The organism is Rhodoligotrophos appendicifer (genome assembly GCF_007474605.1).
Classification (GTDB): domain Bacteria; phylum Pseudomonadota; class Alphaproteobacteria; order Rhizobiales; family Im1; genus Rhodoligotrophos; species Rhodoligotrophos appendicifer.
Genome location: NZ_VHKL01000005.1, coordinates 44,838 through 70,113, shown reverse-complemented (window position 1 = coordinate 70,113; position 25,276 = coordinate 44,838). Strand labels below are relative to the sequence as shown.

Annotated in this window: 27 protein-coding genes; 14 read left to right on the top strand and 13 right to left on the bottom strand. The window is 65.0% G+C overall.

What is annotated here, in order from left to right:
• Positions 1-62: 62 nt before the first annotated feature.
• From FKM97_RS12145 to FKM97_RS12135, 3 genes are read left to right on the top strand one after another with little or no spacing between them, the layout of a single operon-like run.
• Positions 63-740 (top strand): response regulator transcription factor, encoded by a 678-nt coding sequence (locus FKM97_RS12145; protein ID WP_144292689.1) that lies wholly within the window; start codon positions 63-65, stop codon positions 738-740.
• Positions 727-2,133 carry a sensor histidine kinase gene (locus FKM97_RS12140; protein WP_170240884.1) on the top strand — a complete coding sequence of 469 codons (1,407 nt, stop codon included), beginning with the start codon at positions 727-729 and terminating at the stop codon, positions 2,131-2,133. The genes FKM97_RS12145 and FKM97_RS12140 overlap by 14 nt, the downstream gene beginning before the upstream one ends.
• Before the next feature lie 60 nt (positions 2,134-2,193).
• On the top strand, positions 2,194-5,121 hold the full coding sequence (locus FKM97_RS12135) for a bifunctional [glutamine synthetase] adenylyltransferase/[glutamine synthetase]-adenylyl-L-tyrosine phosphorylase (RefSeq protein ID WP_144292687.1): 2,928 nt from the start codon (positions 2,194-2,196) through the stop codon (positions 5,119-5,121).
• Positions 5,122-5,123: 2 nt separating this feature from the next.
• On the opposite strand, the gene FKM97_RS12130 is transcribed toward FKM97_RS12135, so the two are convergent.
• Together FKM97_RS12130 and FKM97_RS12125 are read right to left on the bottom strand one after the other, a co-directional pair.
• Positions 5,124-6,452, bottom strand: coding sequence for a sensor histidine kinase (locus FKM97_RS12130; RefSeq protein WP_144292686.1), 1,329 nt, complete (start codon positions 6,450-6,452; stop codon positions 5,124-5,126).
• Positions 6,449-7,108, bottom strand: coding sequence for a response regulator transcription factor (locus tag FKM97_RS12125; protein ID WP_144292685.1), 660 nt, complete (start codon positions 7,106-7,108; stop codon positions 6,449-6,451). Before FKM97_RS12125 ends, FKM97_RS12130 begins: the two co-directional genes overlap by 4 nt.
• Before the next feature lie 176 nt (positions 7,109-7,284).
• Between FKM97_RS12125 and FKM97_RS12120 the strand changes: the two genes are divergently transcribed.
• The 3 genes from FKM97_RS12120 to FKM97_RS12110 are packed head-to-tail and all read left to right on the top strand — an operon-like array spanning position 7,285 to position 8,839.
• On the top strand, positions 7,285-7,560 hold the full coding sequence (locus FKM97_RS12120) for a PepSY domain-containing protein (RefSeq protein WP_144292684.1): 276 nt from the start codon (positions 7,285-7,287) through the stop codon (positions 7,558-7,560).
• Positions 7,561-7,564: 4 nt separating this feature from the next.
• Positions 7,565-8,104, top strand: coding sequence for a cytochrome b/b6 domain-containing protein (locus FKM97_RS12115; RefSeq protein WP_144292683.1), 540 nt, complete (start codon positions 7,565-7,567; stop codon positions 8,102-8,104).
• A gap of 39 nt (positions 8,105-8,143) precedes the next feature.
• On the top strand, positions 8,144-8,839 hold the full coding sequence (locus FKM97_RS12110; RefSeq protein ID WP_205015000.1) for a VIT1/CCC1 transporter family protein: 696 nt from the start codon (positions 8,144-8,146) through the stop codon (positions 8,837-8,839).
• A gap of 39 nt (positions 8,840-8,878) precedes the next feature.
• Here the strand turns inward: FKM97_RS12110 and FKM97_RS12105 are convergent, their stop codons facing one another.
• On the bottom strand, positions 8,879-9,877 hold the full coding sequence (locus tag FKM97_RS12105) for an aldo/keto reductase (RefSeq protein WP_144292681.1): 999 nt from the start codon (positions 9,875-9,877) through the stop codon (positions 8,879-8,881).
• A gap of 101 nt (positions 9,878-9,978) precedes the next feature.
• On the opposite strand from FKM97_RS12105, the gene FKM97_RS12100 reads away from it, so the two are divergent.
• A complete protein-coding gene (locus tag FKM97_RS12100) occupies positions 9,979-11,145 on the top strand; it encodes an FAD-dependent monooxygenase (protein ID WP_144292680.1) in 1,167 nt (388 codons plus the stop codon).
• A gap of 108 nt (positions 11,146-11,253) precedes the next feature.
• Positions 11,254-11,454 (top strand): hypothetical protein, encoded by a 201-nt coding sequence (locus FKM97_RS12095; protein WP_144292679.1) that lies wholly within the window; start codon positions 11,254-11,256, stop codon positions 11,452-11,454.
• Positions 11,455-11,910: 456 nt separating this feature from the next.
• On the opposite strand, the gene FKM97_RS12090 is transcribed toward FKM97_RS12095, so the two are convergent.
• The 5 genes from FKM97_RS12090 to FKM97_RS12070 all read right to left on the bottom strand — a co-directional run bounded on the left by FKM97_RS12090 (position 11,911) and on the right by FKM97_RS12070 (position 15,131).
• Positions 11,911-12,249: a hypothetical protein gene (locus tag FKM97_RS12090; protein ID WP_144292678.1), complete on the bottom strand. Its 339-nt coding sequence runs from the start codon at positions 12,247-12,249 to the stop codon at positions 11,911-11,913.
• 59 nt (positions 12,250-12,308) lie between these two features.
• Complete coding sequence (locus FKM97_RS12085; RefSeq protein WP_144292677.1) at positions 12,309-12,785, bottom strand: GNAT family N-acetyltransferase; 477 nt, start codon at positions 12,783-12,785, stop codon at positions 12,309-12,311.
• On the bottom strand, positions 12,782-12,985 hold the full coding sequence (locus tag FKM97_RS12080) for a hypothetical protein (protein ID WP_144292676.1): 204 nt from the start codon (positions 12,983-12,985) through the stop codon (positions 12,782-12,784). The genes FKM97_RS12085 and FKM97_RS12080 overlap by 4 nt, the downstream gene beginning before the upstream one ends.
• Before the next feature lie 13 nt (positions 12,986-12,998).
• Complete coding sequence (locus tag FKM97_RS12075; protein ID WP_144292675.1) at positions 12,999-13,793, bottom strand: SDR family NAD(P)-dependent oxidoreductase; 795 nt, start codon at positions 13,791-13,793, stop codon at positions 12,999-13,001.
• 99 nt (positions 13,794-13,892) lie between these two features.
• A complete protein-coding gene (locus FKM97_RS12070; protein WP_144292674.1) occupies positions 13,893-15,131 on the bottom strand; it encodes an SAM-dependent methyltransferase in 1,239 nt (412 codons plus the stop codon).
• Positions 15,132-15,586: 455 nt separating this feature from the next.
• On the opposite strand from FKM97_RS12070, the gene arfB reads away from it, so the two are divergent.
• The gene (gene arfB / locus FKM97_RS12065; RefSeq protein WP_144292673.1) at positions 15,587-16,012 is read left to right on the top strand and encodes an alternative ribosome rescue aminoacyl-tRNA hydrolase ArfB; all 426 of its coding nucleotides are present in this window, start codon (positions 15,587-15,589) and stop codon (positions 16,010-16,012) included.
• A gap of 23 nt (positions 16,013-16,035) precedes the next feature.
• Here arfB and FKM97_RS12060 read toward each other — a convergent pair whose 3' ends face one another.
• Positions 16,036-16,656 carry an SLATT domain-containing protein gene (locus tag FKM97_RS12060; protein WP_144292672.1) on the bottom strand — a complete coding sequence of 207 codons (621 nt, stop codon included), beginning with the start codon at positions 16,654-16,656 and terminating at the stop codon, positions 16,036-16,038.
• Positions 16,657-16,819: 163 nt separating this feature from the next.
• On the opposite strand from FKM97_RS12060, the gene uvrB reads away from it, so the two are divergent.
• Positions 16,820-19,351 carry an excinuclease ABC subunit UvrB gene (uvrB, locus tag FKM97_RS12055; RefSeq protein ID WP_144292671.1) on the top strand — a complete coding sequence of 844 codons (2,532 nt, stop codon included), beginning with the start codon at positions 16,820-16,822 and terminating at the stop codon, positions 19,349-19,351.
• A gap of 96 nt (positions 19,352-19,447) precedes the next feature.
• Here the strand turns inward: uvrB and FKM97_RS26925 are convergent, their stop codons facing one another.
• Entirely contained in the window at positions 19,448-19,582 is a 135-nt protein-coding gene (locus tag FKM97_RS26925; protein WP_281290096.1) for a hypothetical protein, read from the bottom strand.
• Between FKM97_RS26925 and FKM97_RS12050 the strand changes: the two genes are divergently transcribed.
• The 4 genes from FKM97_RS12050 (at position 19,581) to FKM97_RS12035 (ending at position 22,221) form a co-directional block, all read left to right on the top strand.
• Positions 19,581-20,051 carry a nuclear transport factor 2 family protein gene (locus FKM97_RS12050; RefSeq protein WP_144292670.1) on the top strand — a complete coding sequence of 157 codons (471 nt, stop codon included), beginning with the start codon at positions 19,581-19,583 and terminating at the stop codon, positions 20,049-20,051. The genes FKM97_RS26925 and FKM97_RS12050 overlap by 2 nt on opposite strands.
• Positions 20,052-20,097: 46 nt before the next feature.
• Positions 20,098-20,529, top strand: coding sequence for a nuclear transport factor 2 family protein (locus FKM97_RS12045; RefSeq protein WP_144292669.1), 432 nt, complete (start codon positions 20,098-20,100; stop codon positions 20,527-20,529).
• Between the two features lie 247 nt (positions 20,530-20,776).
• Positions 20,777-21,067: a GIY-YIG nuclease family protein gene (locus FKM97_RS12040; protein WP_144292668.1), complete on the top strand. Its 291-nt coding sequence runs from the start codon at positions 20,777-20,779 to the stop codon at positions 21,065-21,067.
• Between the two features lie 728 nt (positions 21,068-21,795).
• Positions 21,796-22,221 (top strand): hypothetical protein, encoded by a 426-nt coding sequence (locus FKM97_RS12035; protein WP_144292667.1) that lies wholly within the window; start codon positions 21,796-21,798, stop codon positions 22,219-22,221.
• Here the strand turns inward: FKM97_RS12035 and gmk are convergent.
• The 3 genes from gmk to mltG all read right to left on the bottom strand — a co-directional run bounded on the left by gmk (position 22,218) and on the right by mltG (position 25,250).
• A complete protein-coding gene (gene gmk, locus FKM97_RS12030) occupies positions 22,218-22,901 on the bottom strand; it encodes a guanylate kinase (protein ID WP_144293033.1) in 684 nt (227 codons plus the stop codon). The two genes, FKM97_RS12035 and gmk, sit on opposite strands and share 4 nt — an antisense overlap.
• Positions 22,902-22,911: 10 nt before the next feature.
• Entirely contained in the window at positions 22,912-23,796 is an 885-nt protein-coding gene (locus FKM97_RS12025) for a YicC/YloC family endoribonuclease (protein ID WP_144292666.1), read from the bottom strand.
• Between the two features lie 116 nt (positions 23,797-23,912).
• Entirely contained in the window at positions 23,913-25,250 is a 1,338-nt protein-coding gene (gene mltG / locus FKM97_RS12020) for an endolytic transglycosylase MltG (protein WP_205014943.1), read from the bottom strand.
• Positions 25,251-25,276 lie beyond the last annotated feature (26 nt).

Here is a 25,276-nt window from a genome sequence, read left to right as displayed (position 1 = left end):
TGCCGATTGTGAGATCGTCCGCCATGCTGCAAAGTCCCGGAAACATCCAACGATCGAGTGCCATGCGGATTCTCCTCATAGAAGACGACTTGCAGGCGGCGTCCTACCTCCTCAAGGGTCTGAAGGAGAGCGGGCATGTGGCCAATCATGCGGGCGATGGCCATGAAGGCCTGGAACTCGCGCGTCAGCGCGTCCATGACGTCCTCGTCGTCGACCGCATGCTGCCCGGCATGGATGGCCTCACCATCATCGAGACCCTCCGCCGGGAGGGGGTGCGCACGCCGGTGCTGATCCTCTCCGCGCTGGGCGAGGTGGATGACCGGGTGCAGGGTCTCCGCTCGGGAGGCGACGATTATCTCGGCAAGCCCTACGCCTTCTCGGAACTGCTCGCGAGGGTCGAGAGCCTCGCCCGACGCATCGAGCCGGAGCGCGCGAAGACCCGTCTCGCCGTGGGCACTCTGGAGATGGACCTGCTCAAGCGCACCGTCACGCGCGGCGGCGAGCCCATCCTGCTGCAGCCGCGCGAGTTCAAGCTGCTCGAATATCTCATGCAGAATGCCGGACGGGTCGTGACCCGCACCATGCTGCTCGAACATGTCTGGGACTATCATTTCGATCCCCAGACCAATGTCATCGACGTGCATATCTCGCGACTGCGTTCGAAGATCGACAAAGGACATGCCGACCCGTTGCTGCATACGGTGCGCGGGGCCGGATACACGATTCGTGCCGGTCACTGACGAGAGCCGCTGGTCGCGCTGGGCCAAGCTGGTCCGCAGTTCCACCTTCAAACTGGCCACCGGCTATCTTCTGCTTTTCGCCATCTCGTCGGCTGCCATCCTGTCCTATGTCTATTGGGACACGGCCGGTCTGCTCGCCCGGCAGACCGATGACACGATCCGATCGGAAGTCGCCTCATTCGCCGACCAGTACCGCAGCGGCGGCGTTGCCGGGCTCGTTGCCAGCGTCAAGAGCCGGAGTGAGCATGGCGACGATAATCTTTATCTCCTGATCAACATCTATGGACGACGGGTCGCCGGCAATCTCGAAGGTCTGCCGGTCGAGGCGCTGTCAGGCACCTCCAACTGGATCGAGTTTCCCTACGCCGTCCAGACGCCGGACGGCATCGAGAAGCACCAGGCGCGTGCCTTCCATGCCCGAATCGACATGGGCTACACTCTGCTCGTCGGCCGCGACGTGGAGGAGCGGCGCGTCTTCACGCAGATCATCCAACGCACTCTGTTCTGGGCGGTGGGACTCACTCTCGTCCTGGGCATGATCGGGGGGCTCCTGATGAGCCGCAACTTCCTGCGCCGCATCGACTCCATCGCCGAGACCAGCCGAACCATCATGGCCGGGGATCTCGGTGAACGCATGCCGGTTTCCGGCACCGGCGATGAACTCGACCGATTGGCCGGCAATCTGAACCAGATGCTCGAGCAGATCGAGCGGTTGATGACCGGCATGCGCGAAGTTTCCAGCAATGTCGCCCACGACCTGAAGACGCCCCTCACGCGCATGCGGGCGCGGGTCGAGGACGCCCTACGCGGCGGCTCGCCGGAGACCTATCGCGAGGCTTTGGAACAGACGCTGGACGAGGCCGACACGCTCTTGCGCATTTTCAATGCGCTGCTGTCGATCGCCCGCGCCGAGGCAGGGCAGTCGCGCGAGGGGGTGAGGGCGTTGGACGCCGCCGAGCTCGTGGATGATCTGGCCGATCTCTATGAACCCCTCGTGGAGGAAGATGACGGCGTCTTCACGGCCGCCATCGAACGGCCTCTCCCGGTGATGGCCGATCGTCAATTGCTCGCCCAGGCGCTCACCAATCTCCTCGACAACGCCCTCAAATATGGACGGCCGGAGAGCGGGCCGTTCCGCTTGACGATCGAGGCCCGCAAAGTGCCGGGCAAGGTGATCATCGCGATCGCCGATAATGGACCGGGCATCCCGGAAGACCAGCGCGACCATGTGATCGAGCGGTTCGTGCGCCTGGATAACAGCCGATCCAAGGCCGGCAGCGGCCTCGGGCTCAGCCTCGTGGCGGGCGTGATGAAGCTGCATGGCGGTGCCCTCGTCCTCAAGGACAATGGCCCAGGCCTCGTCGCCCAGATGGAACTGCCGGCGGCGGAGTGACGGCCAAGCCACTGCGCCAGCCCTTGACCTTCGTCCGCACCAGCGCCACAGCTGGAGGCAATGATCGATCCCTTGCCGAACAGCCTCATCGCCACGACCGATGCCGCGGGACGCGCCACCGCTGAGTCCTTCCTCGTGGATATCGAGACCTCCGCTGCAGACGGTGATGCAGAGGCGGGGCGCTTCGCCGACGCCCCTAAGCAGCACCGCCCGCTCATGGAGGCAATTCTCGCCGGCTCGCCCTTCCTGCGCTCGCTCATCCAGCGCGATCCGGGTTTCGCTGCATCCGCGCTTGCGTCTGAGCCCGGCGCCCTGCTCGATCAGCTCTGCTCCGCGCTGGCTGAAGAGATCGCCGCGCCGGTTTCGGAGAGCGAGGCCAAGGCACTGCTGCGGCAGGCACGCCGCAAGGCTGCGCTGGTCATCGCCCTGGCCGATCTCAGCGGGCGCTGGACCGTGCAAGAGGTGACTGCCGGCCTCACGCGCTTCGCCGATGCAGCACTCGGTGCCGCCGTCGACTGGCTGTTGCGCGACGCCCATGGACGCGGCCAGATCGTCCTTTCGGATCCAGCAACGCCCGGGACGGGCAGCGGGCTCATCGTGCTCGCGATGGGCAAATATGGCGCCGGGGAACTCAACTATTCCAGCGACATCGACATCATCATCTTCTACGACCCCGCGACGGCCCCGCTTGCAGAGGGCATCGAGGCCGCGAGCTTCTTCGTCAAGCTCACCAAGCGCCTGGTGCAGCTCCTGCAGGATATCACCGCCGAGGGCTACGTGTTCCGGGTGGATCTGCGGCTGAGGCCCGACCCGCGCGCCACCAGTGCGGCCATCGCCGTCGAGGCGGCGGCGCTCTATTACGAGCATATGGGCCAGAACTGGGAGCGGGCGGCGATGATCAAGGCGCGGCCCGCCGCCGGCGATCTCGCAGCGGGCGAGGACTTCCTGCAGCGGCTCGTGCCCTTCATCTGGAGGAAATATCTGGACTTCGCTGCCATTCTCGACGTGCAATCGATGAAGCGGCAGATCCAGGCGGTCAAGGGCCATGGCACCGTCGCCGTGCGCGGTCACAATATCAAGCTCGGGCGCGGTGGCATCCGCGAGATTGAATTCTTCGTCCAGACCCAGCAGCTCATCGCCGGTGGTCGCAACCCAAGCCTGCGCGGCCGGCGCACCCTGGAGATGCTGCAAGCCCTGACGACCGGAGGATGGATCGCCGCCGAGACCGCCGAGGACATGACGCGGGCCTATCTCTATCTGCGAGCGGTCGAGCATCGGATCCAGATGGTGGCGGACGAGCAGAGCCATACCCTGCCGGCGAACAGCCCCGCATTCGAGGCCTTCACCCGGTTTTCGGGCTATGACGACCCGAGCGGCTTCACCGCCGATCTGGAACGGGTGCTGAAGACCGTCGAGCGCCATTACTCGGCCCTGTTCGAACAGGCACCGGGGCTCGGCAGCGGCGCGGGCAGCCTCGTCTTCACCGGTGGCGAGGATGATCCCGAGACGCTGAAGGCGCTGCAGAGCCTCGGCTTCACCAAGGCACCGGAGATCGCCGCCACCATTCGCGGCTGGCATTTTGGCCGCTATCAGGCCACCCGCAGCGCCCGGGCGCGCGAACGGCTCACAGAGATCATGCCGTCGCTGCTGGAGGCCCTCGGCCATTCGGGCGATCCGGATGCCGCCTTCATCGCCTTCGATCGCTTCATCGCCGGGCTGCCGGCCGGAGTGCAGCTGTTCTCGCTCCTGTGGTCCAATCCCAAGCTGCTCGATCTCCTCGCCGACATCATGGGGACGGCGCCGCGCCTCGCCGCGCTGCTGAGCGGCCGTCCCCGCATTCTGGATGCCGTTCTGGATCCGGGCTTCTTTGGACCGCTGCCCGAGGCCGGGGAGCTCGACAGCCTCGTGGATGCAGCGCTGGCCAGCGCCGTCCGCTACGAAGAGATCCTCGACCGGGCTCGGGCCGTCGGCCAGGAGCAGATGTTCCGGATCGGGGTCCGCGTCCTGGCGGATACGGTGAGCGTCACCGAGGCGGGGCAGGCCTATGCGGCGCTGGCCGACGTCTTGGCCCGCCGCCTGCTGGCCGCCTCGCTGGACGACTTCATCACCCGTCACGGTCGCGTCGAGGGAAGTCGGCTGGCGCTGATCGCCATGGGAAAATGGGGTGGCCGGGAGATGACGGCGTCGTCGGATCTCGATATGATCCTCGTCTATGAGACCGAAGCCGCGTTGCACCCCTCCGACGGTCCCGGGCCGCTGCCGCCGGCCCAGTATTTCACCCGGCTTTCACAACGGCTGATCGCTGCTCTCTCGGCTCCCACGGCGGAAGGCGTGCTCTACGACGTCGACATGCGCCTGCGTCCCTCAGGGAATGCCGGCCCCGTCGCCACCCATATCGACCGGTTCGAATCCTATCACCAGGGCGATGCGTGGACCTGGGAGCGCATGGCCCTGACGCGAGCGCGGGTGGTGGCGGGCGATGAAGAACTCCAGAGGCGCATCGAAACCATTATCGACCGCACCCTGCGCGAGCCTCGCGATCAGACGACACTGCGCGAGGATGTCGTGGGCATGCGCCAAAGACTGTTTGCGGAATTCGGCAAACAGGGTCCCTGGGACCTGAAGCATGCCCGAGGCGGCATCATCGACATTGAATTCATCGCCCAGTTCCTGCAGCTCGCCCATGCCAGGGAGCAGCCGCAGATCCTGGCGCAGAATACCCATGACGCGCTGAGCGCGCTTCAGGCCGCAGAACTTCTGGCGCCGGACGACGCGCATCGCCTGCTCGCCGCCGACCGCTTCTTCCAGCGCCTGACCCAGCTGCTGCGGGTCTGCGTCGCCGGGAAATTCGTCCCCGACCAGGCGCCCGCAGGCCTCAAACGTCTCCTCGCCCGCGCCGGGGACGCCCCGGATTTCCGCGCCCTCGACGCCGAGCTGCCGGAGGTCGAGGCCGGAGTGCGAGAGATCTTCGAGCGGGTGGTGGGGTGAGATCAGGCGCCAGGCAGCGCCAAACGGACTTCGAAACCGTCGGGAGCATTGCGTCTTGGCGAATAGTACTCGATGACCGCGCCCATCTGCGTGACCAAGACGTCGACGATCGCGAGACCGAGCCCGGCACCACCCTTCAGGATTGATGCATGTTGGTGCCGTCGGATTATTCTGCGGAGCTCATCTGCAGGAAGAACCGGCCCCGCATTCGTCACCGTCAGCACGCCATTTTCATCCATCCTTATCACCACGGGCTCGGCACCATCGCCGTGGCGCAGCGCATTTTCGATGAGATTGCGGAGAATGATGGCGAAGGCGTCGGCGTCGACCTTCCATTTCGCAGCCGCGGGCAGCTCGAGCCGCAACTGCGTGCCCACAGCGGAACTCGGCTCGAAGTCGCGTGCCACGAGACGGATTATGGGAAGAACGTCGATTTCGGTGGCGGACATCCCCAGACCGGCCTCGGCTCTGGACAATTGCAGAAGCTTCTCCGAAAGCCTGGACAGACGAATGAGAGCAGCCTCTATTTCCTTGGCCCGCTCCCGCCCCCTTCCCTGCGGCATCTCGACGGCCAGTCTCTGCACCTGGGCCAGGGCGCCGGCGATGGGGGTCCGCAGCTCATGCGCAGCATTTGAGGAAAACTGACGCTCGGCCTCCAAAGCTGAGCGGAGGCGATCGAGAAGCATGTCTACCGAACCCGCGATGGCCGCAAGTTCTGTCGGAAGACTATCGCTGGGGAGCGGCATCAAATTGCTGCCACCCCGCAGGCCGATCTCCCGCCGCAAGGCAGCGATCGGAGCCACAGTCCGGCGGACGATCAGAAAGATGACGATTACGCTGAAGGGAGCAAGACCGAGAATAGGAAGCACCAGAGTGGTCGCAGACTCGATCACCGCTTCGCGCCGGTGCGTGAGCGGATCGGCGACTTGAAGGAAGATGGTCCGATCGACTGTACTTTCAGTATAGATCCGATGGCTGGAGCTGTCGGCGAAGCCCGTCGCCAACGCCACGTCGAAGGGGACCGAGGATGCATCGTGAGATCGCATCAGCACGCGCCCTTCAGGATCTTTAACTTGATAGGTGAGAACCTCGTCATGAGATGGCGTACCGTCACCGATCCGTCGATCGAGACCGGCTGATGATTGTTGACGGAGGTTACTGAGCACAAGCGGCATCAACCGCTCAGCGGCCTCCTGCAACGCGCTGTCGAAGACCTCGTCGAATTCGTGCTGCATCACATATGTGCTGAGAGCTGCAGCAAAGACCCAGAACAGCACGCTGCCAGCGGTCAGCCAGAGAATCAGGCTGCGGCTAATGCTCGATTGTCTCAAGGTGTGCCCAGCCGGTAGCCGACGCCACGGATGGTGGCGATCTGTTGCCTCCCGAGCTTCTTGCGAAGCCGGCTCACATACACCTCCACAGCATTGCTTTCGATCTCTGAGCCGAAGGCATAAAGCGCCTCTTCAATCTGTGTCTTCGAGACGACGGCTCCGAGCCGCTGGATCAGCCTGTCGAGCACTGCCCATTCCCGCCCCGTTAACGCGACGGTTTGGCCTGCAAGGGTAACACGGCGTTCGGCCGGTTCGATGGTGACGTCACCGCTGACAAGAACCGGCGTCGGCCGTTGCCCATAACGGCGTCCCACGGCGTGGATGCGGGCGGCGAGTTCGTCCAGGTCAAAGGGTTTGACGAGATAATCATCCGCACCGTTGTTGAGCCCTTCAATCCGCTCGGAGATCTTATCACGCGCAGTGAGGATGATGACCGGAGTGACGTTTCCGCCCGCGCGCAGCTCCTTCAGGAAGGCATTACCGTTCCCATCCGGCAGATGCACATCAAGGAGAATCAGGCCGAACTCGGCGACATCGGCAAACTCGATGGCCTGTTCGAGACTGCGGGCCCAATCCACCGCATGACCGTCGGCCACGGCATGATCCCGTACCGCATCACCAATCGCAGCGTCGTCCTCGACCAACAATATGCGCATGCTCTTCTCCAGGAACGCTGTTCAAGCGGTCCGCGACATTCATTCCAGCGAAAAAGCTGACACCAGCCTGAAAGCAGTCCGCAAAGTCACGGCCTCCTTCATGGATCGCGTTCAGCTGGGTGTCAGCCTTTCATGAAAGAAGGACGCTCACTGAAATTCTTTGATGGAGATCAATCATGAAGACCCTATTTGCGAGCACAGTTCTGCTGGCTACAGCGATAAGCAGTGCAGCCTTTGCTGGTGATCGCTGCAACGTGCCGGCGGCGGAGTGGCAACCACAGACTGCGCTCGAAACAAAGCTGAAGGCCGAAGGCTGGGAAGTCCGCTCCATCAAGACCGAGGACGGATGCTACGAGGCCTATGCCATCGATGCCAAGGGCAACAAGGTGGAGGCCTATTTCGATCCCAAGACTTTTACCAGGGTCGGCAAGGATGGTGATCAGGAGGGATAGGATCATGAGCGCCACCGTCAAAGTTTGGACTCCGGCTGTTCGCACGTTCCATTGGTGCCTGGTTGCCAGCTTTGCGGTGGCCTGGCTCACCGCCGATGACCTGCAATCCCTCCACGAGTGGGCAGGTTACGCTGCCGCGGCGCTTGTGGCTTTCCGCGTTTTCTATGGTCTTTTCGGCTCCCATTATGCGAGGTTCGAACAGTATCTTCGTACGCCTGTCGCGACCGCAAGCTATGCTGCCGACGTCTTCCATCACCGTGAAGCGCGGTATCTCGGCCACAATCCTCTCGGCGGGGCCATGGTCATGGCCCTGCTGGCGGGAATAGCAGCGCTTGCCGCCACGGGGTGGCTGATGACGACCGATGCCTATTGGGGTGTCCAGTGGCTCGAAGACACCCATGAGGTCCTTGCCAATCTGCTGCTGGCGCTGGTCGGTCTTCACCTCGCGGGTGTATTGTTGTCCAGCGTTCGACATCGCGAGAATCTCGTCCTCGCGATGATTACCGGCGTCAAGCGGGCGGCCGAGCCGGGTGACATCGCATGACGGCACAGAGCCTGCCGGAGAGGGACACTCGTGAGCCGCATGAAGTCGCACAAGGAAAATCATCTCGTCGAACGCATCGGCTGGCTCAGGGCAGCGGTCCTAGGTGCCAATGACGGGATCGTCTCCACCGCAAGCCTCCTGGTCGGCGTCGCAGCCGCCTCAAGCGGGCGCACCGAAATCCTCGTCGCCGGGCTGGCAGGATTGGTGGCCGGGGCGATGTCGATGGCGGCCGGCGAATATGTCTCGGTCAGCTCTCAGGCTGATACGGAAACGGCGGATCTCGCGAGAGAAGCTGCCGAGCTGCGAGACATGCCGGAGGCGGAGCTCGAAGAGCTTACACGCATCTATATGGACCGCGGCCTGGACCGACCCCTGGCGTCCGAGGTTGCGCAGAGGCTGATGGCGCATGATGCCCTGGGCGCCCATGCTCGCGACGAATTGGGCCTGTCTACCGTCGTCAGCGCCCGGCCGGTCCAGGCAGCCCTCACTTCCGCCGCGACCTTTGCCGCCGGTGCGGCTCTGCCGCTCGCCTCCGCTGTTCTCAGCCCACCAGGTCTGATCATCCCGGTGGTGTCGCTGGCGTCCCTTGTTTTCCTCGCGATGCTTGGCGCTCTCGGCGCCATGACGGGCGGCGCCGGCATCTTCAAAGGTGCCCTGCGGGTCGGCTTCTGGGGGGCTGCAGCGATGGCCGTGACAGCAGCGATCGGCGCCATGTTCGGAACCGTGGGGCTCTGATGTGAAGCCACAGCGCGCGCCAGCGGGGTGACCTCTGCCTCAGCTCTTTTTCTCGCTGTCGAGCAGCATCATGCCATGGGCGTCGTAGCGGGTTCCGGCGGCGGCGCCTGGGGGGACCGCAGCGTCGATCCGCGCCAGGGTCTCGGGCGACAGGGTCACATCGAGGGCACCCAGCGCCTCCGTCAACCGCTCGCGCTTGCGGGCGCCGACCAGGGGCACAATGTCCTCGCCCCGGGACAGGACCCAAGCGATGGCGAGCTGGGCCGTGGTGATGCCGAGGTCGCGCGCGATCGTGCCCAGCGCGTCCACCAGGGACCGGTTCTTGTCAAGATTCTCCCCCTGCCAGCGCGGCGTCACCCCGCGGATGTCCCCCTTTGCCAAGCGGTTCGCATCGGTGCTGGTGGAGATCATGCCCCGGCCCAGGACGCCATAGGGAATGACGCCGATCTCCAGCTCCCGGCAGGTGGGCAGGATCTCCGGTTCGATCATGCGGGTCAGGAGGGAATATTCGATCTGCACCGCGGTGATGGGATGGACGGCGTGAGCCTTCCTGATCGCGGCAGGACCGGCCTCCGACAGTGCGATGTGGCGGACATAGCCCGCTTTCACCATCTCGGCGATCGCGCCCACCGTCTCCTCGACGGGAACGGCCGGGTCGATGCGGGCCGGCATGTACAGGTCAACATGATCGGTCCCAAGGCGATCGAGCGTATAGGCCAGCGCCGTCTTCACCGCCTTCGGCCTGGCATCGAAGCCGATGAAGGCGCGCGACGGATCGCGCTGGGCGCCGAACTTCACCGCGATGAAGACCTTGTCGCGCTTGCCGCCTGCCAGGGCCCGGGCCACGAGGCGTTCATTGTGGCCCATGCCATAAAAATCGCCGGTGTCCAGCATGGTGATCCCCGCCTCCAGCGCCGCATGGATGGTGGCGATGCTCTCGCTCTCGTCGGCGGGACCATAGAAATCGGACATTCCCATGCAGCCCAGGCCGAGGGCAAAGACTTCGGGCCCGTTGCTGCCCAATCGTCTCATCTTCATGACGTCACTCCTGTTCAGGCGCGGCGGATGTTTGGACATTCGTCTGCGATCCGCAAGCGGTGATTGACAAGTGCGGCAGGGCGACCGATCCATGCAGCAGCATGAGCACATCGGATTCCATCCTCATCGCCGGCGGCGGCATTGCCGGTCTGGCCGTCGCCCTGGCGCTGAGCCGGCGCGGATTGCCGTCGCGGGTGCTCGAGCAGGCGAAAGGCTTCGAGGAGGTCGGCGCCGGATTGCAGCTCGGGCCCAATGCCATGCGCGCCCTGGAGGCTCTCGGTGTTCTCGATGCGGTGGCGCCGAAGCTCGTCGCCCCCCGCGCCGTGGAGATCCGGGACGGGGTTTCAGGAAAACTGCTGACGGCGGTGCCGCTGGGAGAGGCCATCGAGACGCGCTTCGGTGCGGCCTATCATGTCGTCCATCGCGCCGACCTGCTTGCCGGCCTGCTCGCGAAAGCCCGCACGGAGCCCTCGATCACTCTCGAGACGGGAATGCGGCTCGAGAGCTTTCGGCAGGACGCGGCGGGCATTGCCGCGATCGTGAAGGGACAGGAGATCGCGGCACCGGCCCTGATCGGGGCCGATGGCCTCCGGTCCACAATCCGCGAGGCCGTGCTCCGGGACGGACCGCCTGTCTATGCCAATCACACGCTCTACCGCGCCCTCGTGCCCCGCGCCAAGGCGCCCGCCGCTGCCGCCCAAGACCTGGTCTGCCTGTGGCTCTGCCCCGGCGGCCATGTGGTGCATTATCCGGTGAGCGGCGGTGCCAAGGTCAATATCGTGGCTGCCTTCGACAATCACTGGCATGAGCCGGGCTGGGGATCGCATGGGTCGAAGCGGGCGCTCCATACCGCCTTCGGCCGGGTCACCGCGCCGTTGCACGAGGTGCTCGACTGCACCGATCGCTGGCTCAAATGGGCGGCCATGGACCGGCCCCCAGCCAGCCAATGGGGCACGGGCCGCGTCACCCTGGTGGGAGATGCCGCCCATCCGGTGCTGCCCTACCTCGCTCAAGGCGCCGCCATGGCGATCGAGGACGCGGTGGTGCTCGGCCGGTCGCTGGTGGGACATGGGGATCTCACCACAGCCTTCCGCGCCTATGAGGCCGAGCGGCAGCCGCGGGTCGCCCAGATGCAGCAACACTGCCGACGGCTGGGGCGGGCCTATCATGCGCGCGGTGCCTTGCGGATCGCCCGCAACCTCGTTTTGGGCCTGATGACGCCCGACCGGTCCTATGGGCAAATGAAGTGGATCTATGACTGGCATTAGGCTCGCCGGTCACAAAACTCCTTAGAGTTACCTCCCTTGGGGCTCAGTTTCGCCGGATTCCTCACCTTAGGTCCAGATCTTGAGACATTTGACCCAAGGTGAGACCGCATGCCGAAACATCCGTGGCCGTCAGACCGCCGTCGCGCCGCTCGAATCGATCCATCGCCCCAGGACAGCGAATTCTATCGCGTGTCCCGCATGGCCGCGCGCAGCCGCCAGCTCCACGGGCGCGGCATCATGCTCTTCCATGCAGCCTTCACCGTCCTCACTGTTGTCCTCTTGGGCGGCGCCGGAATCGCTCTCGCCTAGATCCGTCCCAGCGCCTGGATCCGTCCCCTTGCCGCGGTCCATATCCGTGACTGGACGCAAGATCTCGTCCTGCCTACAAAGCCAGTGAGGCTGGGAGCGAGACAAAGGCTCCGATTCGTGAGGGTCAGGAGGCTCGGGACACATCCCAGCGGCGGCGTATTGCCTCCGTGTAAGACATGCCCCGAGTCACTCATCGGCCCGGCACCCTAAAACAGCCTCAAAGGCCAAGGCTCCGCACCTTCCTGTCAATACAGGCATCTGGAACAAACAAGCCCGACAGGGCAGCCGGGGCTCGCCGACAAAGTTTGCGACGATCCCGCGACCAGCGGAGCAGACCTTGGCTGATCCCCTCCTTCTGCACCGCTGCCCCTTAAAACAGAGGCAGATGATGGGTACAATCAAAGCGATTAATCGTCAATAGACACTCGTAAAAGGATTTACCCGCTCCGGCAGTTTCTAGCGCAACCGGCCAGGGCCGGCGCCTCTTGCGCCGCCAGATCCCTGAGCGCCGCCAAAGTTTCCCGGCTCACGCTGAGCCTGCACCGGAGTGCAGGTCCCCTGCTTGCAGTTGAAATCCCCGCCGGCGACCGCCTGATTGCAGCCATAGCCCTTGTCGGTGTGCCAGAAATGGCCTTGGCGCTGCAGACATTGCTCTCTGGCCTGCCGGATGCCCGCCTTGAAGCCGGATTGAGCATCCGCAGGAACCGAGCCCACGGCAATGGCGATGCCGGTCAGGGCAATCAAAAAGGGCAGCGTGTCACGCATCGGCTTCCGATAAAGAGCGCTTCGCTGCATCTGCGTCCTCATTAGGGGCGTCATGGCCCTCGTCACCATGCGCCAGAGCCCTGCAAGCTTCAACCTCCACCCATCCGACGCGGTTCCAAAACCATCAGCATCTCCTCGTCGAAGGATTTGCCGCCGATCGTCTCATAAAATGCGATCGCTTTCGGGTTCTGGCGCCAGACGGTCCACCAGACCCGCTCGGCACCGTGTTCAAGAGCCAGTTCCTGCGCCTTTTCCATCAGGGCTTTCCCGACACCGGAGGCTCTCTCCGAGGCCGTCACGAACAAGCTCACCACCTGCAGGGCCTTGAACACCTCGAAGATGCCGATCGTCCAGGCAAGCTCGGCGACCAGGCGGCCATCGCGCTCGGCCACGAGCGAGTTCACAAGGCGATCCGGCCCGAACGCCAGGTCGGTCAGCATGGCAATGCGTTCGTCGGCGACCGGCTCGCCCGGCTCGATGGCGTTCAGATAATCCATGAATTCGCGCAGCAGCGCGCGCAAGGCCGGCTTGTCGGCTTCCGTTGCCGGCCGGAGGACAAGGCTCATTTCCGTGCTCCCAGGATCGCGCCCCAAATCGCCCCCGCGACGCCGGCGATCGGGCCGGCGAAGAAGAACGCTGTGTAAAGGGCTTCCAGATCCCTGTCATGGCTGTTCGACGACAAAAGCTGGACCGCCCCATAGGAGAGCGCTCCGCCCGCCACGAAGCCGACCAGCAGGAAAGCCACCGCCCAGACGAAGCTGCGCATGGATACCGCTCCCTCAGGCGATGGTGTCGACCGTGCCGCCATCCACACGCAAGGCGGCACCCGTTGTGGCAGAGGCCTGGGGCGAGCACACATAGACCACCATGTTCGCGACCTCCTCGACGCTGGCCAGGCGCTGGAGGATGGACGATGGGCGGTGCTCAGGCACGAAGCCCGCCTTCACCTCGTCCTCAGAGCGCCCCTGTTCGCGGGCGATGCTGGCAATCAGCTCCTCGACGCCCTCTGTGAGTGTCGGTCCTGGAAGGACCGCATTGACCGTCACCTTGGTCCCCCGCAGCCGCTTGGCGAGGCCGCGAGAGACGGCGAGGTTGGCCGTCTTGGTGAAACCGTAATGGATCATCTCGTCGGGGATGTTGAGGGCGCTCTCGGAGGAGATGAACACCACGCGGCCCCAGTTCCGCTCGATCATGCCCGGGGTCAGCGCTCGCGCGAGGCGTATGCCGGACATAACATTCACCTCAAAGAAGCGCTGCCACTCGCTATCCGGGATCTCGAAGAAGTCCTGCAATGCGAAGATGCCCGCATTATTGACGAGAATGTCGACCGAACCCACCGCATCCACCAAGCTTTCGCAGCCCTCGGCTGTGCCAACATCGGCGGCGACGGCTATGATCTGGGCGCCCGCAACCTCCTGCCGCAACGTCTCGGCTGCCGCATCGAGGGAACTCTGACTGCGACCATTGAGGATGACGCGCGCACCGGCCTCGGCAAGCCCTTTCGCGATGCCTCTGCCGATTCCGGACGTCGAACCGGTCACGAGGGCCGTCTTGCCGGCAAGTGAAATATGCATGAAGTGGCTCCTGTGGCAGCCTTGGGACTGTCGTGGGCATGTATGGACGCAAGGCGGCCGCCGCAAGAAGATCCAGGGATCCTCTGGAGGGCACCGGCGTCACGGGGCGGACAGAGATCGCAGCCTTGCCTCCTCGCTCTGAAGATAATCGCGGGTGATGGGCAGCACGCTGCGGTCGCGGATATACTGGATCTGGTAGTTGCACAGGCCGCCATAGCGGAACGCGCTGCTGGCACCGGCAAGATAGAACAGCCACATCCGATAGAAGCGGGCGTCATACAGCGTCTCGATCTCGGTTCGTGCAGCGACCGCACGGTCGTACCAGAGATCCAGAGTATGAGCGTAATGTAACCGCAGGGTCTCGACATCGGCGGCAATCAGCTTCACCGATTGACTGGCCTCGACGATTTCCGAAAGAGCCGGATTGTAGCCGCCGGGAAAAATGTATTTCGCCGTCCACGGATCGGTCACGCCCGGCTTGCCCAGGCGACCGATCGTGTGCAGCAGCATGACGCCTTCAGGAGTGAGCAGCGACCGGCATTTGCGGAAGAAGGTCCGGTAATGACGCGGGCCCACATGCTCGAACATGCCGATCGAGACGATCCGGTCGAAGCGGCCCTCGACCTGGCGATAATCGATCAGCTCGAACTTCACCCGCTCCGCCACGCCGGCCTCGGCCGCCCGCGTCCGCGCGACTTTCAGCTGCTCCTCGCTCAAGGTGATGCCGAGCACGTCGACATCGGCGACGCGGTTGAGATAGAGCGCCGTGCCGCCCCAACCACAGCCGATGTCGAGCACACGCTGCCCAGGGCTCAGATAAAGCTTCGCGGCAATATGGGCCTTCTTGTCGGCCTGGGCCTGTTCCAGACCGTTGGCCGGATCATTGAAATAGGCGCAGCTATATTGCCGGTCCGAGTCCAGGAAGAGATCGTAGAGCCGGTCCGACAGGTCATAGTGATGGGCGACGTTGCGACGTGAACGCCGTTGCCAATTCAACCGGTCGAGCCCGCCGACCAGCTGAGCGGCTCCGCGCCGGACCAATCCCTTGGCGCGGGTGCCGCCGCCGCGCTCCCAAGGGCGGTTGGCACGCGCCAGATCGAGCAATGCCCTGATATCTCCCTCTTCGATGACGAAGCGCCCTTCCATATAGGCCTCGCCCAGTCCCAGACGCGGGTTGCGGGCGATGGCATTGGGAGCAGACGCATCGAGAAACCGCACCACCACCGGCCGCCGCTTGGGATCGGGCACACCATATTCGTGGCGGGTCCCCTTCGCCTCGATGATGACGAGGGGCCCGGTCTGCACGAGGCGGCGCAGGAATTTATCGAGAAGCCACATCGGCTCGGATCCCATCTGTCGGAGCTAGCAGTTTCTCAAGTCAATCTGCGGAATGCCGGGACCCGAAAAGAATCCACCAAGCACCCGTATGCTGATCAGTCTGAGAGAGCACCCTCGGGACGACCGTAGGATCGCCCCTGGACTTCATGAACCTCAGTCGAACAGGTTTGCAAGTCCCATTGCCAAGCGAGAAGCGCCGTGACAAGCATCCTGGATCGGTTTGCCGGGGGGCCTCCAGGAGTCTGTTGCGTATCTGCGTCGTCGCTACTGACGAAACATCCTAATCTGCCCCAGGAGCTCTGGGACCAACAGCCCTCGTGGTTCAACATCGCCTGCGACTTGGGGATGACCGGTGAGCCGCCGGAGGAATGCCTGTCGAAGTGATCCGGCTAAAGTCTTGCTGGGAGCCTCCACCGGGCCTAGGGATGCGGGATGTGTTCGCAGACGGGCCAGTCATGATCCCCATCACGCCTCATATCAGCATCGACGAGCGGGAGATCGAGGAGAGCTTCATCCGCGCCTCGGGACCGGGTGGCCAGAATGTCAACAAGGTCTCCTCGGCCGTGCAGCTGCGCTTCGACCTCTTGGGATCGCCTTCGCTGCCGGAGGACCTGCGGGACCGCGCCGCCAAACTCGCCGGGCGGCGGCTCACCAAAGAAGGGGTCATCGTCATCACGGCCGCCCGCTTCCGGACCCAGGAGCAGAATCGGGCCGACGCTCTCGCCCGCCTCGTGGCGCTGCTGCAGGAGGCCTCCATCCGCCCCGTCATCCGCCGGGCGACGCGACCGACACTGGCGTCGAAAACGCGTCGACTCACCGCCAAGTCGCGGCGCGGTGTCGTGAAGGCGATGCGCGGTGACCCGGGCGGAGCCGACGACTGAGATCCCGGCTTCGGCCTCGACGCTCAGGCGGCATCACGCGCCGATCGGTCCGCGCTCTCCCTCTGAATGCGCGCTGGCTTGCCGTTGCCATTCCCTTGGCCACTGCTGAGGGCGGCCTCGCCTCTCTCGGCCAGAAGATCGCGCCGCGACAGAGCCGAGAAGAAGCCGGTGGCCTGCTCACGGGTGATCTCCAGCAATTCCTGGCGAAACGGGGCCAGCTTGCGGCGCATCTCTTCATCATTGGCAGCCGTCAACAGCCGGACCCGGTCGCGCAGCTCGATGATGTCGATGCGCCCCTTCTCCCGCAGCTCCCAATAGCCGGCGATCTGGAACGAACTCAGGATCGCCGTGAACAGCCCGGCCATCGCCGGCAGCACCGAGAGCACCACACGCTCCCAGATGCCGAACTGGTTGAGATCAAGGGCCGCGAGCACCGACGTCGCCGTGGTGAGGATGAGGATCGAGAGGGTCAGCAAGGCCCAGCGCCGCGAATATTTGCGGCCCTGGCGGCGATACCAGTCCTCCTCGTATTTGAGACTTTCCTGGAAGCTCTTCTTGCGCTCATAGGCAAGATCCTTCTCCGCTTTCTTTCGATCGTCCATCTCTTTGCCGCCCCTGTTGTGCTCGGTCAGATCTTCGGACATGGCATAGATGCTCTGATTCCCGGTGAGTCCTGACTATGCGCGGCAGAGGCGGGACAAGGCCAGAGAGCGATGGACGTCTCTGCAACTTTTGCGAGAAGTGTCGCTGTTGAGTGACGCATGCAGACCCCTTTCCGCGGCTCCGCCAGCGACCTATATTGCCCCCATGGCAAGACCTCGCGGATTCTCCGAAGCCCATTCCAAACCGATCGTCGGCTCCGTCGCCGATACATTGTCGGCCATGCGTCCGGAGATGCCGCCGCATCTCGCCATGTTCATGCCGCATCGGCCGGAGCGGCCGGAGAAATCCGAAGGCGGCATCCGCTTCACGCTGGCCTCGGACTACCAGCCGGCGGGGGACCAACCCACCGCCATCGCCGAGCTGGTCAAGGGCGTCAACGCGCGCGAACGCGACCAGGTGCTGCTCGGGGTCACTGGATCGGGCAAAACCTTCACCATGGCCAAGATCATCGAGGCCACCCAGCGCCCGGCGCTGGTGCTCGCCCCCAACAAGACACTCGCCGCGCAGCTCTACGGGGAGTTCAAGAGCTTCTTCCCGGACAATGCCGTCGAATATTTCGTGTCCTATTACGACTACTACATGCCGGAAGCCTATGTTCCGCGCACGGACACCTATATCGAGAAGGAATCCTCCATCAACGAGCAGATCGACCGGATGCGGCATGCCGCCACCCGGGCGCTGCTCGAGCGCGACGACGTGATCATCGTCGCCTCGGTCTCCTGCATCTACGGCATCGGTTCGGTCGAGACCTATTCGGCCATGACCTTCGCCATCTCCAAGGGCGAGCGCATCGACCAGCGGCGCCTGCTGGCCGACCTCGTGGCGCTACAATACAAGCGCAACGACGCCGGCTTCCAGCGCGGCACCTTCCGCGTCCGCGGCGATACGATCGAGCTCTTCCCCGCCCACTACGAAGACCGCGCCTGGCGCATCACCCTGTTCGGCGACGAGATCGAGACCATCACCGAATTCGACCCGCTCACCGGGCAGAAGACCGGCGAACTCGACCAGGTCAAGGTCTATGCGAATTCCCACTATGTGACGCCGAAGCCGACGCTCGACCAGGCCACGAAGAAGATCAAAGAGGAGCTGCGCCAGCGGCTGGCCGAGTTCGATGCGGCCGGCCGCATCCTCGAATCGCAGCGGCTCGAGCAGCGCACCTTGTTCGACATCGAGATGATGCAGGCGACCGGCTCCTGCGCCGGCATCGAGAATTATTCGCGCTATCTCACCGGCCGCAAGCCCGGCGAGCCGCCCCCGACCCTGTTCGAATATCTGCCCGACAACGCGCTGGTCTTCGTGGATGAAAGCCATGTCACCATCCCGCAGATCGGCGGCATGTTCCGCGGCGACTTCAACCGCAAGGCGACCTTGGCCGAATTCGGCTTCCGGCTGCCCTCGGCCATCGACAACCGACCCCTGCGCTTCGAAGAATGGGACGCCATGCGGCCGCAGACGGTGAACGTCTCGGCGACGCCCGGCCAGTGGGAGATGAACCGCACCGGCGGCGTCTTCGTCGAGCAGGTGATCCGTCCCACCGGCCTCATCGACCCGCCGGTCGAGATCCGCCCGGTGGCGACCCAGGTCGACGATCTCATCGCCGAAGTGCGCGAGGTCGCCCAGGCCGGCTACCGCTCGCTGGTCACCGTGCTCACCAAGCGCATGGCCGAGGACCTCACCGAATACATGCATGAACAGGGGATCCGCGTCCGCTACATGCATTCGGACATCGACACGCTGGAGCGCATCGAGATCATCCGCGACCTGCGCCTGGGCGCCTTCGACGCCCTCATCGGCATCAATCTGCTGCGCGAAGGCCTCGACATCCCGGAATGCGCCCTCGTCGCCATATTGGATGCCGACAAGGAAGGCTTCCTGCGCTCGGAGACCTCGCTGGTGCAGACCATCGGCCGCGCCGCCCGCAATATCGACGGCCGCGTCATCCTCTATGCCGATCACGTCACCGGCTCCATGGAGCGGGCGCTCGCGGAAACCAACCGACGCCGCGAGAAGCAGCTCGCCTATAACGAAGCCAACGGTATCACGCCGGCCTCGATCCGCTCCAGGATCTCCGACATCCTGTCCTCGGTCTATGAGCAGGATCACGTCACCGTCGGCTCAGGCTTCGCCGAGACCGCCGCCACCTACGGCCACAATCTCGAAACCGTGCTGGCGGACATGGAAAAGCGCATGCGGGAGGCTGCCGCCAATCTCGAATTCGAGGAGGCCGCCCGGCTGCGAGACGAGGTCAAGCGGCTGCGCGCCACCGAACTCGCGGTCCTCGACGATCCCACGGTGCGGCAATCCACGGTCGAGGCCGAGGCCGGACGCCATGCGCCGGAAAAACTCGGTTCGGCCCGCGGCAAGCGTGGCCAGGCCCCCTCCCCCGGGCGGTCGGCTCTGCCCTACAAACAGGTCCGCGAATATGGCGACGAGGCCGCGTCGCTGCCGCGCGACGGCAAGGGCCGGCCGGTTCTTCCCTCGGGCAAGGTGCTGCCCAATCTGGACGAGATCGGTCTCGGCTCCGACCGGGCGACGCCGCGCGCCGAGCATTGGAGCGCGCCGGAAAAGCCGGATTCCTCCACCGCCGTCACCCGCCCCGGTGGCCGCCGCGCGAGCGGCCGCTCCACCGGTGGCCGCCCCGGCACCCACACCAAGCGCGGGCCGAAGCGGTAGACTTTGTCCCCGCTGACGACACCCCGCTCTGCGGCGTGCCGCGCCCCTGCCGCATCGCGCCCCTGGGCCAGGGCTCCCCGAGCCCAAGGGAAACCCTCATCCTGAGGAGGCCCGCAGGTCCGTCTCGAAGGATCCGTCGGTTTCATCGCGTTCCGCAACGTCACCCTTGACGCCGCGCCCGCCCAGGCGCACCCTCCTCCCCGTATAGGCAGGACGGGGATCAAGCATCATGTCCGTGCAACCAAGCAAAAAGGCGCTCGTCACCGAGGCCTATTCAGCCTATGGCCAGGGAAATCCCGCACCTCTTCTTGCCCTTATCGCCCCTGACGCCTGTTTCACCATTCAGGGTCCGGACGAAATCTTTCCCTTTTCCGGCAAGCATTTGGGCCGCAAGGCCATCCTCTCGGCCTTGGCGCTGATCAACGCGACCTTCGCTGCCAAACGCTATACGCCGGAGCTGATCCTCGCCGATGGCGACTGGGCCGCGGTGTGGGTGAACGCCCAGTTCACCGACCGGCGCAGCGGGGCCGACGTCTCCGTCGACCTCATCGACTTCCTCCGCTTCGACGGCGACCTCATCGTCGAGGCCAGGGAGGTCTTCGACAGCGCCGGCATCATCGAGCAAGCCTCAGGCCTCAAGATCGCCAGCCTGATGGGAGCCTCGCCGGTGCTTGCGTCCAGGATCACCGGCACCGGCTGAGGACCGTCCCCCAGCCCCGGCTGGCGCAATACAGGAAGGGCAGACCATGTCCGCTACAGAAGCCAACAAGACCATCGCCCGCATCCTCTATGACGCCCGCATCCGCGAAGACCGCCCCACCTTCTTCGCCCATGTGGCGGAGGATGCCACCCTGCTGCTGCAGGGTCCCGACCTGTTTCCCTATTGCGGCACCTTCATCGGCAAGGCGGCGATGACGGAGGCCATGAAAATGATCCAGGACCAGTTCGACACCCTCACCTACACACCGGAAGTCATGGTCGCCGAAGGCGACTGGGTGGTCGCCTGGATCGATACCGAACTCAAGGACCGGGCGACCCAGCAAATCATCAAGGTCGACCTCGCCGATTTCATCCGCTTCAAGGACGGAAAGGTGGTCGAGTTCCGCGAAGTGTTCGATACGGCAACGACGATCGAGCGGAGCCTGGGCAAGACGATGCGGGAACTCTTGGGGGCTTAGAGCCGCATGAGGGCTTCAGCGCAAGAGAGGTGCGGCCCCTCCACTCGTCATCCTCGCGCGCTCGGCCCCTCCCCACCGTCATCCTCGGGCTTGACCCGAGGATCCAGGATGGCAGGGGAAAGCGTGTACCCCCTTGGCCCCTGGATGCTCGGGTCAAGCCCGAGCATGACGGCTTAGGGGCACGATCGATCCCGCTCGCAACGGCAGTGCCCCTTGACTTGCGCCGCGCTCGCGCCATCGTCCCTTCATGCTGGGGGGCTTCGTCTACATTCTCGCGAGCGGTCGCAATGGGACTTTGTATGTGGGCGTCACCGCCGATCTCGCGGCGCGGGTCCATCAGCACCGCGAGAGGCTCACACCCGGCTTCACGTCTCGACATGGGGTCGCGCGGCTCGTCCATTATGAGCGATACGAGGATATCCGCGAGGCCATCCAGCGGGAGAAGACCCTGAAACACCGGCTGCGCTCCTGGAAGATCGCCTTGATCGAGCGAGACAATCCGCAGTGGCTGGATCTCTACGAACAGCTGAACCTGTAAGGCCCACCCGTTTCCGTCGTCCTCGGTCGCCCAGAGCGCGCGGCCCCCCACTCGTCATCCTCGCGCTCGGCCCCTCCCACCTGTCATCCTCGGGCTTGACCCGAGGATCCAGGACGGCAGGGGAAAGCGCATACCCCTAGGCCCCTGGATCCTCGGGACAAGCCGGTCATCCGCTGCCCCTGGATGCTCGGGTCGAGCCCGAGCATGACGGAACAAGAAAGATCGGTGCCTGCTCAAAGGGCTCTCCCACGATCCGCCTCCACCCTACCCTCCCGAAACTGCTACATCCCCCCCAACTTATCCCCACCCCCTGCCACCCGTGCCATACTCGCCCTGTCTTCGCCATGTGAGGGACGGTTCCGGACCGGCCGGCTCAGTGTGGAGATGCGGCGCTTGCCGGGGCCCGGGTAACGGACGGCTCCGGTGAGAGGCGATCCGCGACGCCCGTGATGTGCCGTGGGCTATTCCATGGCACCGGTCCAGCCCCCACAGGGCCGGGCTGCTGCTCCATCCGGCCCATATGCCGCGCCAGCGCTCGGCAGGTGCCCGGCCCGGGCAGGCACGATCGCCGCAGGGTCCGCCCAAAATCGCCGCGTGAAGCGCCGAGAGGCCGCACCTCTCACTCATCCAGCGTCCTCTCGGCGCTTCACGGCCCTCACCTTCTCCCGACAACCCGGGCGGGGTCTGCACGAGTTTGTCGCCGCCCCTGGCCCCTTCCGGAGTCCCCCATGACCGACCGCCGCCGCACACCCCCCAAGAGCCATCGCTGGCTCGCCAAGCTCGACGAGATGCACGCCTTCTATCGAGGGCTGCCGGCCGGAGACGAAGCCGGCTGCAGAGACAACGAGATCTGTCGCGACCGCCTGCTGGGCACGGAGATCCTGGCCGACATGGAGATCCAACGGCTGGGGCTCGACCGGCCGCTATACAGCTCGCTGCGCCCGGCTCTGCCGCCCCCGTCACCCGCGGAGGAGGCCGAGTGGCACAGCGCGGTCGATCGATTCGAGAAGATGTGCGAGGGTCTCCGCTACGCCAATGCGAGCGCCCAGGCCCACCGCTGCCGCCACGCCCCGTGCCGCCAGGAGCGACACTGCGTCGGCGAGCCCTCCCTCTGCCCGATCACGGCCGAGACACGGGCGCGGCTGGGACGCTAGGTTTGCCGCTCGGCCCCCAGCTCTGCAAGCAACCCCGCAACGAAGGCCTCGAGGCCGGGTTGGCGCTGGCGCCGGACGCGCTCGGCATTCAGGATCGCCTTCAGGCTGTCGAAGGCGTCCGCCACGTCGCGATTGATGATGACGTAGTCATATTCCGCCCAGTGCCTGAGCTCGACGGCGGAATTGGCGAGCCTTCGGGCGATGATGTCGGGGGCGTCCTCGGCGCGGCGCTCCAGCCTCGCCTTTAGTTCGGCGATGGAGGGCGGGAGGACGAAGACCGAGACCACGTCGGCGCGCATGGACTCATACAGCTGCAGCGTGCCCTGCCAGTCGATGTCGAAGAGCACGTCCTGGCCGCGGGCGAGCGCCTGCTCCACCGGCTCGCGCGGGGTGCCGTAGAAATTGCCGTGGACCTCGGCCCATTCCAGCAACTCACCACGCTCGCGCATGGATTCGAAGCGCGGGCGGGTGATGAAGTGATAGTCGCGATGGTCGATCTCGCTGGGCCTCCGGGCGCGGGTGGTCACCGAGACCGAGAGATGGAAGGCCCGGCCGAGGCTCTGTTCCTCCTCGTTGAGGCGGCGGGTCAAGGTCGATTTTCCGGCGCCCGACGGCGACGACAGGACCAGCATCAGCCCGCGCCTGGCCGGAGGCGGTTCGGCGGGCTGTCCGGCGGTCATGGACTCGGACTCACTCAATGTTCTGCACCTGCTCGCGCAGCTGGTCGATCACCGCCTTGAGCTCCAGGCCGATGGCCGTCAAGGCCCGGTCGTTGGATTTCGAGCAGATGGTGTTGGCCTCGCGGTTGAACTCCTGGGCCAGGAAGTCGAGCCTGCGGCCCACGGCATCGCCCTCGGCCAAAAGACTGCGGGCGCTGTCCACATGCGCGAACAGCCGGTCGAGCTCCTCGCGAATGTCGGCCCGGGCTGCGATCAGCATGGCCTCCTGGTGCAGCCGCTGTTCATCGAAATTGCCCAGCTCGAAGAGGCGGTCGATCTGCTCCTTCAAGCGCTCCCGGATCGCCTGGGGCTCGCGGGCCGGGCAGTCGCGGGCCTGCTCCGCCAAGGCCTGAATGCGGTCGACCTGGGCGCTCAGCACGGCGCCGAGCTTGGCGCCTTCCGCCCGGCGGGCCGCTACCAAGCGGTCGAGGGCCTCAGCGAAGCTGCGGGTCAGCAGGGCCAGGCGACGTTCGACGAAATCGCTGTCGGCGGTGGGTTCGACCAGTTCGAGGATGCCGCGCAGTCCGAGAAGGGCTTCGATGCGCGGCGGCTCCGGGCTGACGCGGCCATTCAGTCGCGCGATGGCGGCCAGGATGCCGTCCAGAGCCTGTTCATTGATGCGGATCTCGGCGGCGCTCCCCGATCGTTCGACGGCGAGGCTCACCTGACAATTGCCACGGCGCAGCCTGGCGCTGGACTGTTCGCGCACGATCGCCTCCAGCGCCTCGAAACCCGCCGGCAGACGGCTGCGGATGTCGAGGCCCTTGCCGTTCACCGAACGGATCTCCCAGGCCCAGGCCAGATCCCCCTCAGTGCCGTCGGCGCGGCCGAAACCGGTCATGCTGGTCAGCGCCATCTTCTCCCGCCCCTCCCCCGCATCTGCGGGACTCGCCCCCTATCCGGCGACGTTAGAGCAAGAGGCCGGGCGCAATACAAGCTTTTTGCAGGCGCTTTACGCAGATGCGAACAGGATCAGCTTTTCGGGACCGGCGGCTTGGGCACGGGCGTGGGAACCGGACCTCTCGCAGCGGCGGGGGCTTTCGCGGGTGTTCCGACGGCAGACGGCGGGACGCCCTCCGATGCCACTTGCGAAGCTCCACCCGTCGCGGTCTGGGCGGCCGGGGCCGCGCCCGGTGCGGGTGCAGCATCGGTGGCTGCTGCCGCGGGATCGGCGGGATCGGCGGGATCATCGAGGGCGTCACCGAGATCGTCCATCCCTTCGTCTGCGGGATCCTGAGCCGGCGTGCCGGCCGCCACGCGACGCTCACGCTCGATGGCGCGCCATTTGCGGACATTGGCCTGGTGCTGCTGCAGCGTGGGCGCGAAGACATGACCGCCGGTGCCGTCGGCGACGAAATACAGGTCGGTGGATGTGGCCGGATTCAGCACCGCGGCAATCGCCGCCTTGCCGGGATTGGCGATGGGGGTCGGCGGCAAACCGTTGATGGTATAGGTATTATACGGCGTCTTCTCGGAGATATCCTTGCGCGTCAACGGCCGCCCGAGACTGCCGGCACCGCCGACGATCCCATAGATGATGGTGGGATCGGATTGCAGCCGCATCCCCTTCTCCAGGCGATTGGCGAAGACGGCGGCGACCTGCGGCCTTTCACTGGCAACGCCGGTCTCCTTCTCGACGATGGACGCCAGGATGATCGCCTCCTCGGGCGTCTTTACCGGTATAGTGTCGGCCTTGGAGGCCCAAAGCTCCGCCATGACCTTGCGTTGCGCCTGGGCCATCTCCTCGATGATCGCCTGACGGGTGCGGCCCCGCTCGAAGATATAGGTCTCCGGCAGAAGCGATCCTTCCGCCGGTATTGTCTCGATGTCGCCGACCAGGGAGTCGTTGGCCCTCACCCGCTCGACGATCTGCGTCGACGTCAGGCCCTCGGGAATCGTCAATTTGTAGACGAGCGCCTTGCCGGTCACCAGGTCGTCCAGAACCTCGCGCATGCTGGCGGCAGCCTGGAACCGGTAGTCGCCGGCCTTCAACTTGCCCATGTTGCGGGTCGCCAGAATGGCCGCCAAGAAGATGCGCGCGTCGTCGATGACCCCCCGCTCCTGAAGGGCATCGGCGATGGCCCGGGTGCCCATGCCGCGTTCGACCTCGACGAGCTTGGCACGCTCCAAGGGGCCAGGCGCCTCGAACCGATATTTGCCGTAAAGGAGCAGTCCGCCTGCAACAATCGCGGCAAAGAAAACAAAGGACGCCATGCTCAGCAGGACGCTGCTCAAAACAGAGCGCTGCCGGCGCAGCCGCATTGGCTTCACGGATTTCAGCGCGGCATTGTCGCGTTTGGACACAGCCACCTCGTCTGGCCCCTGATGGGCATCTC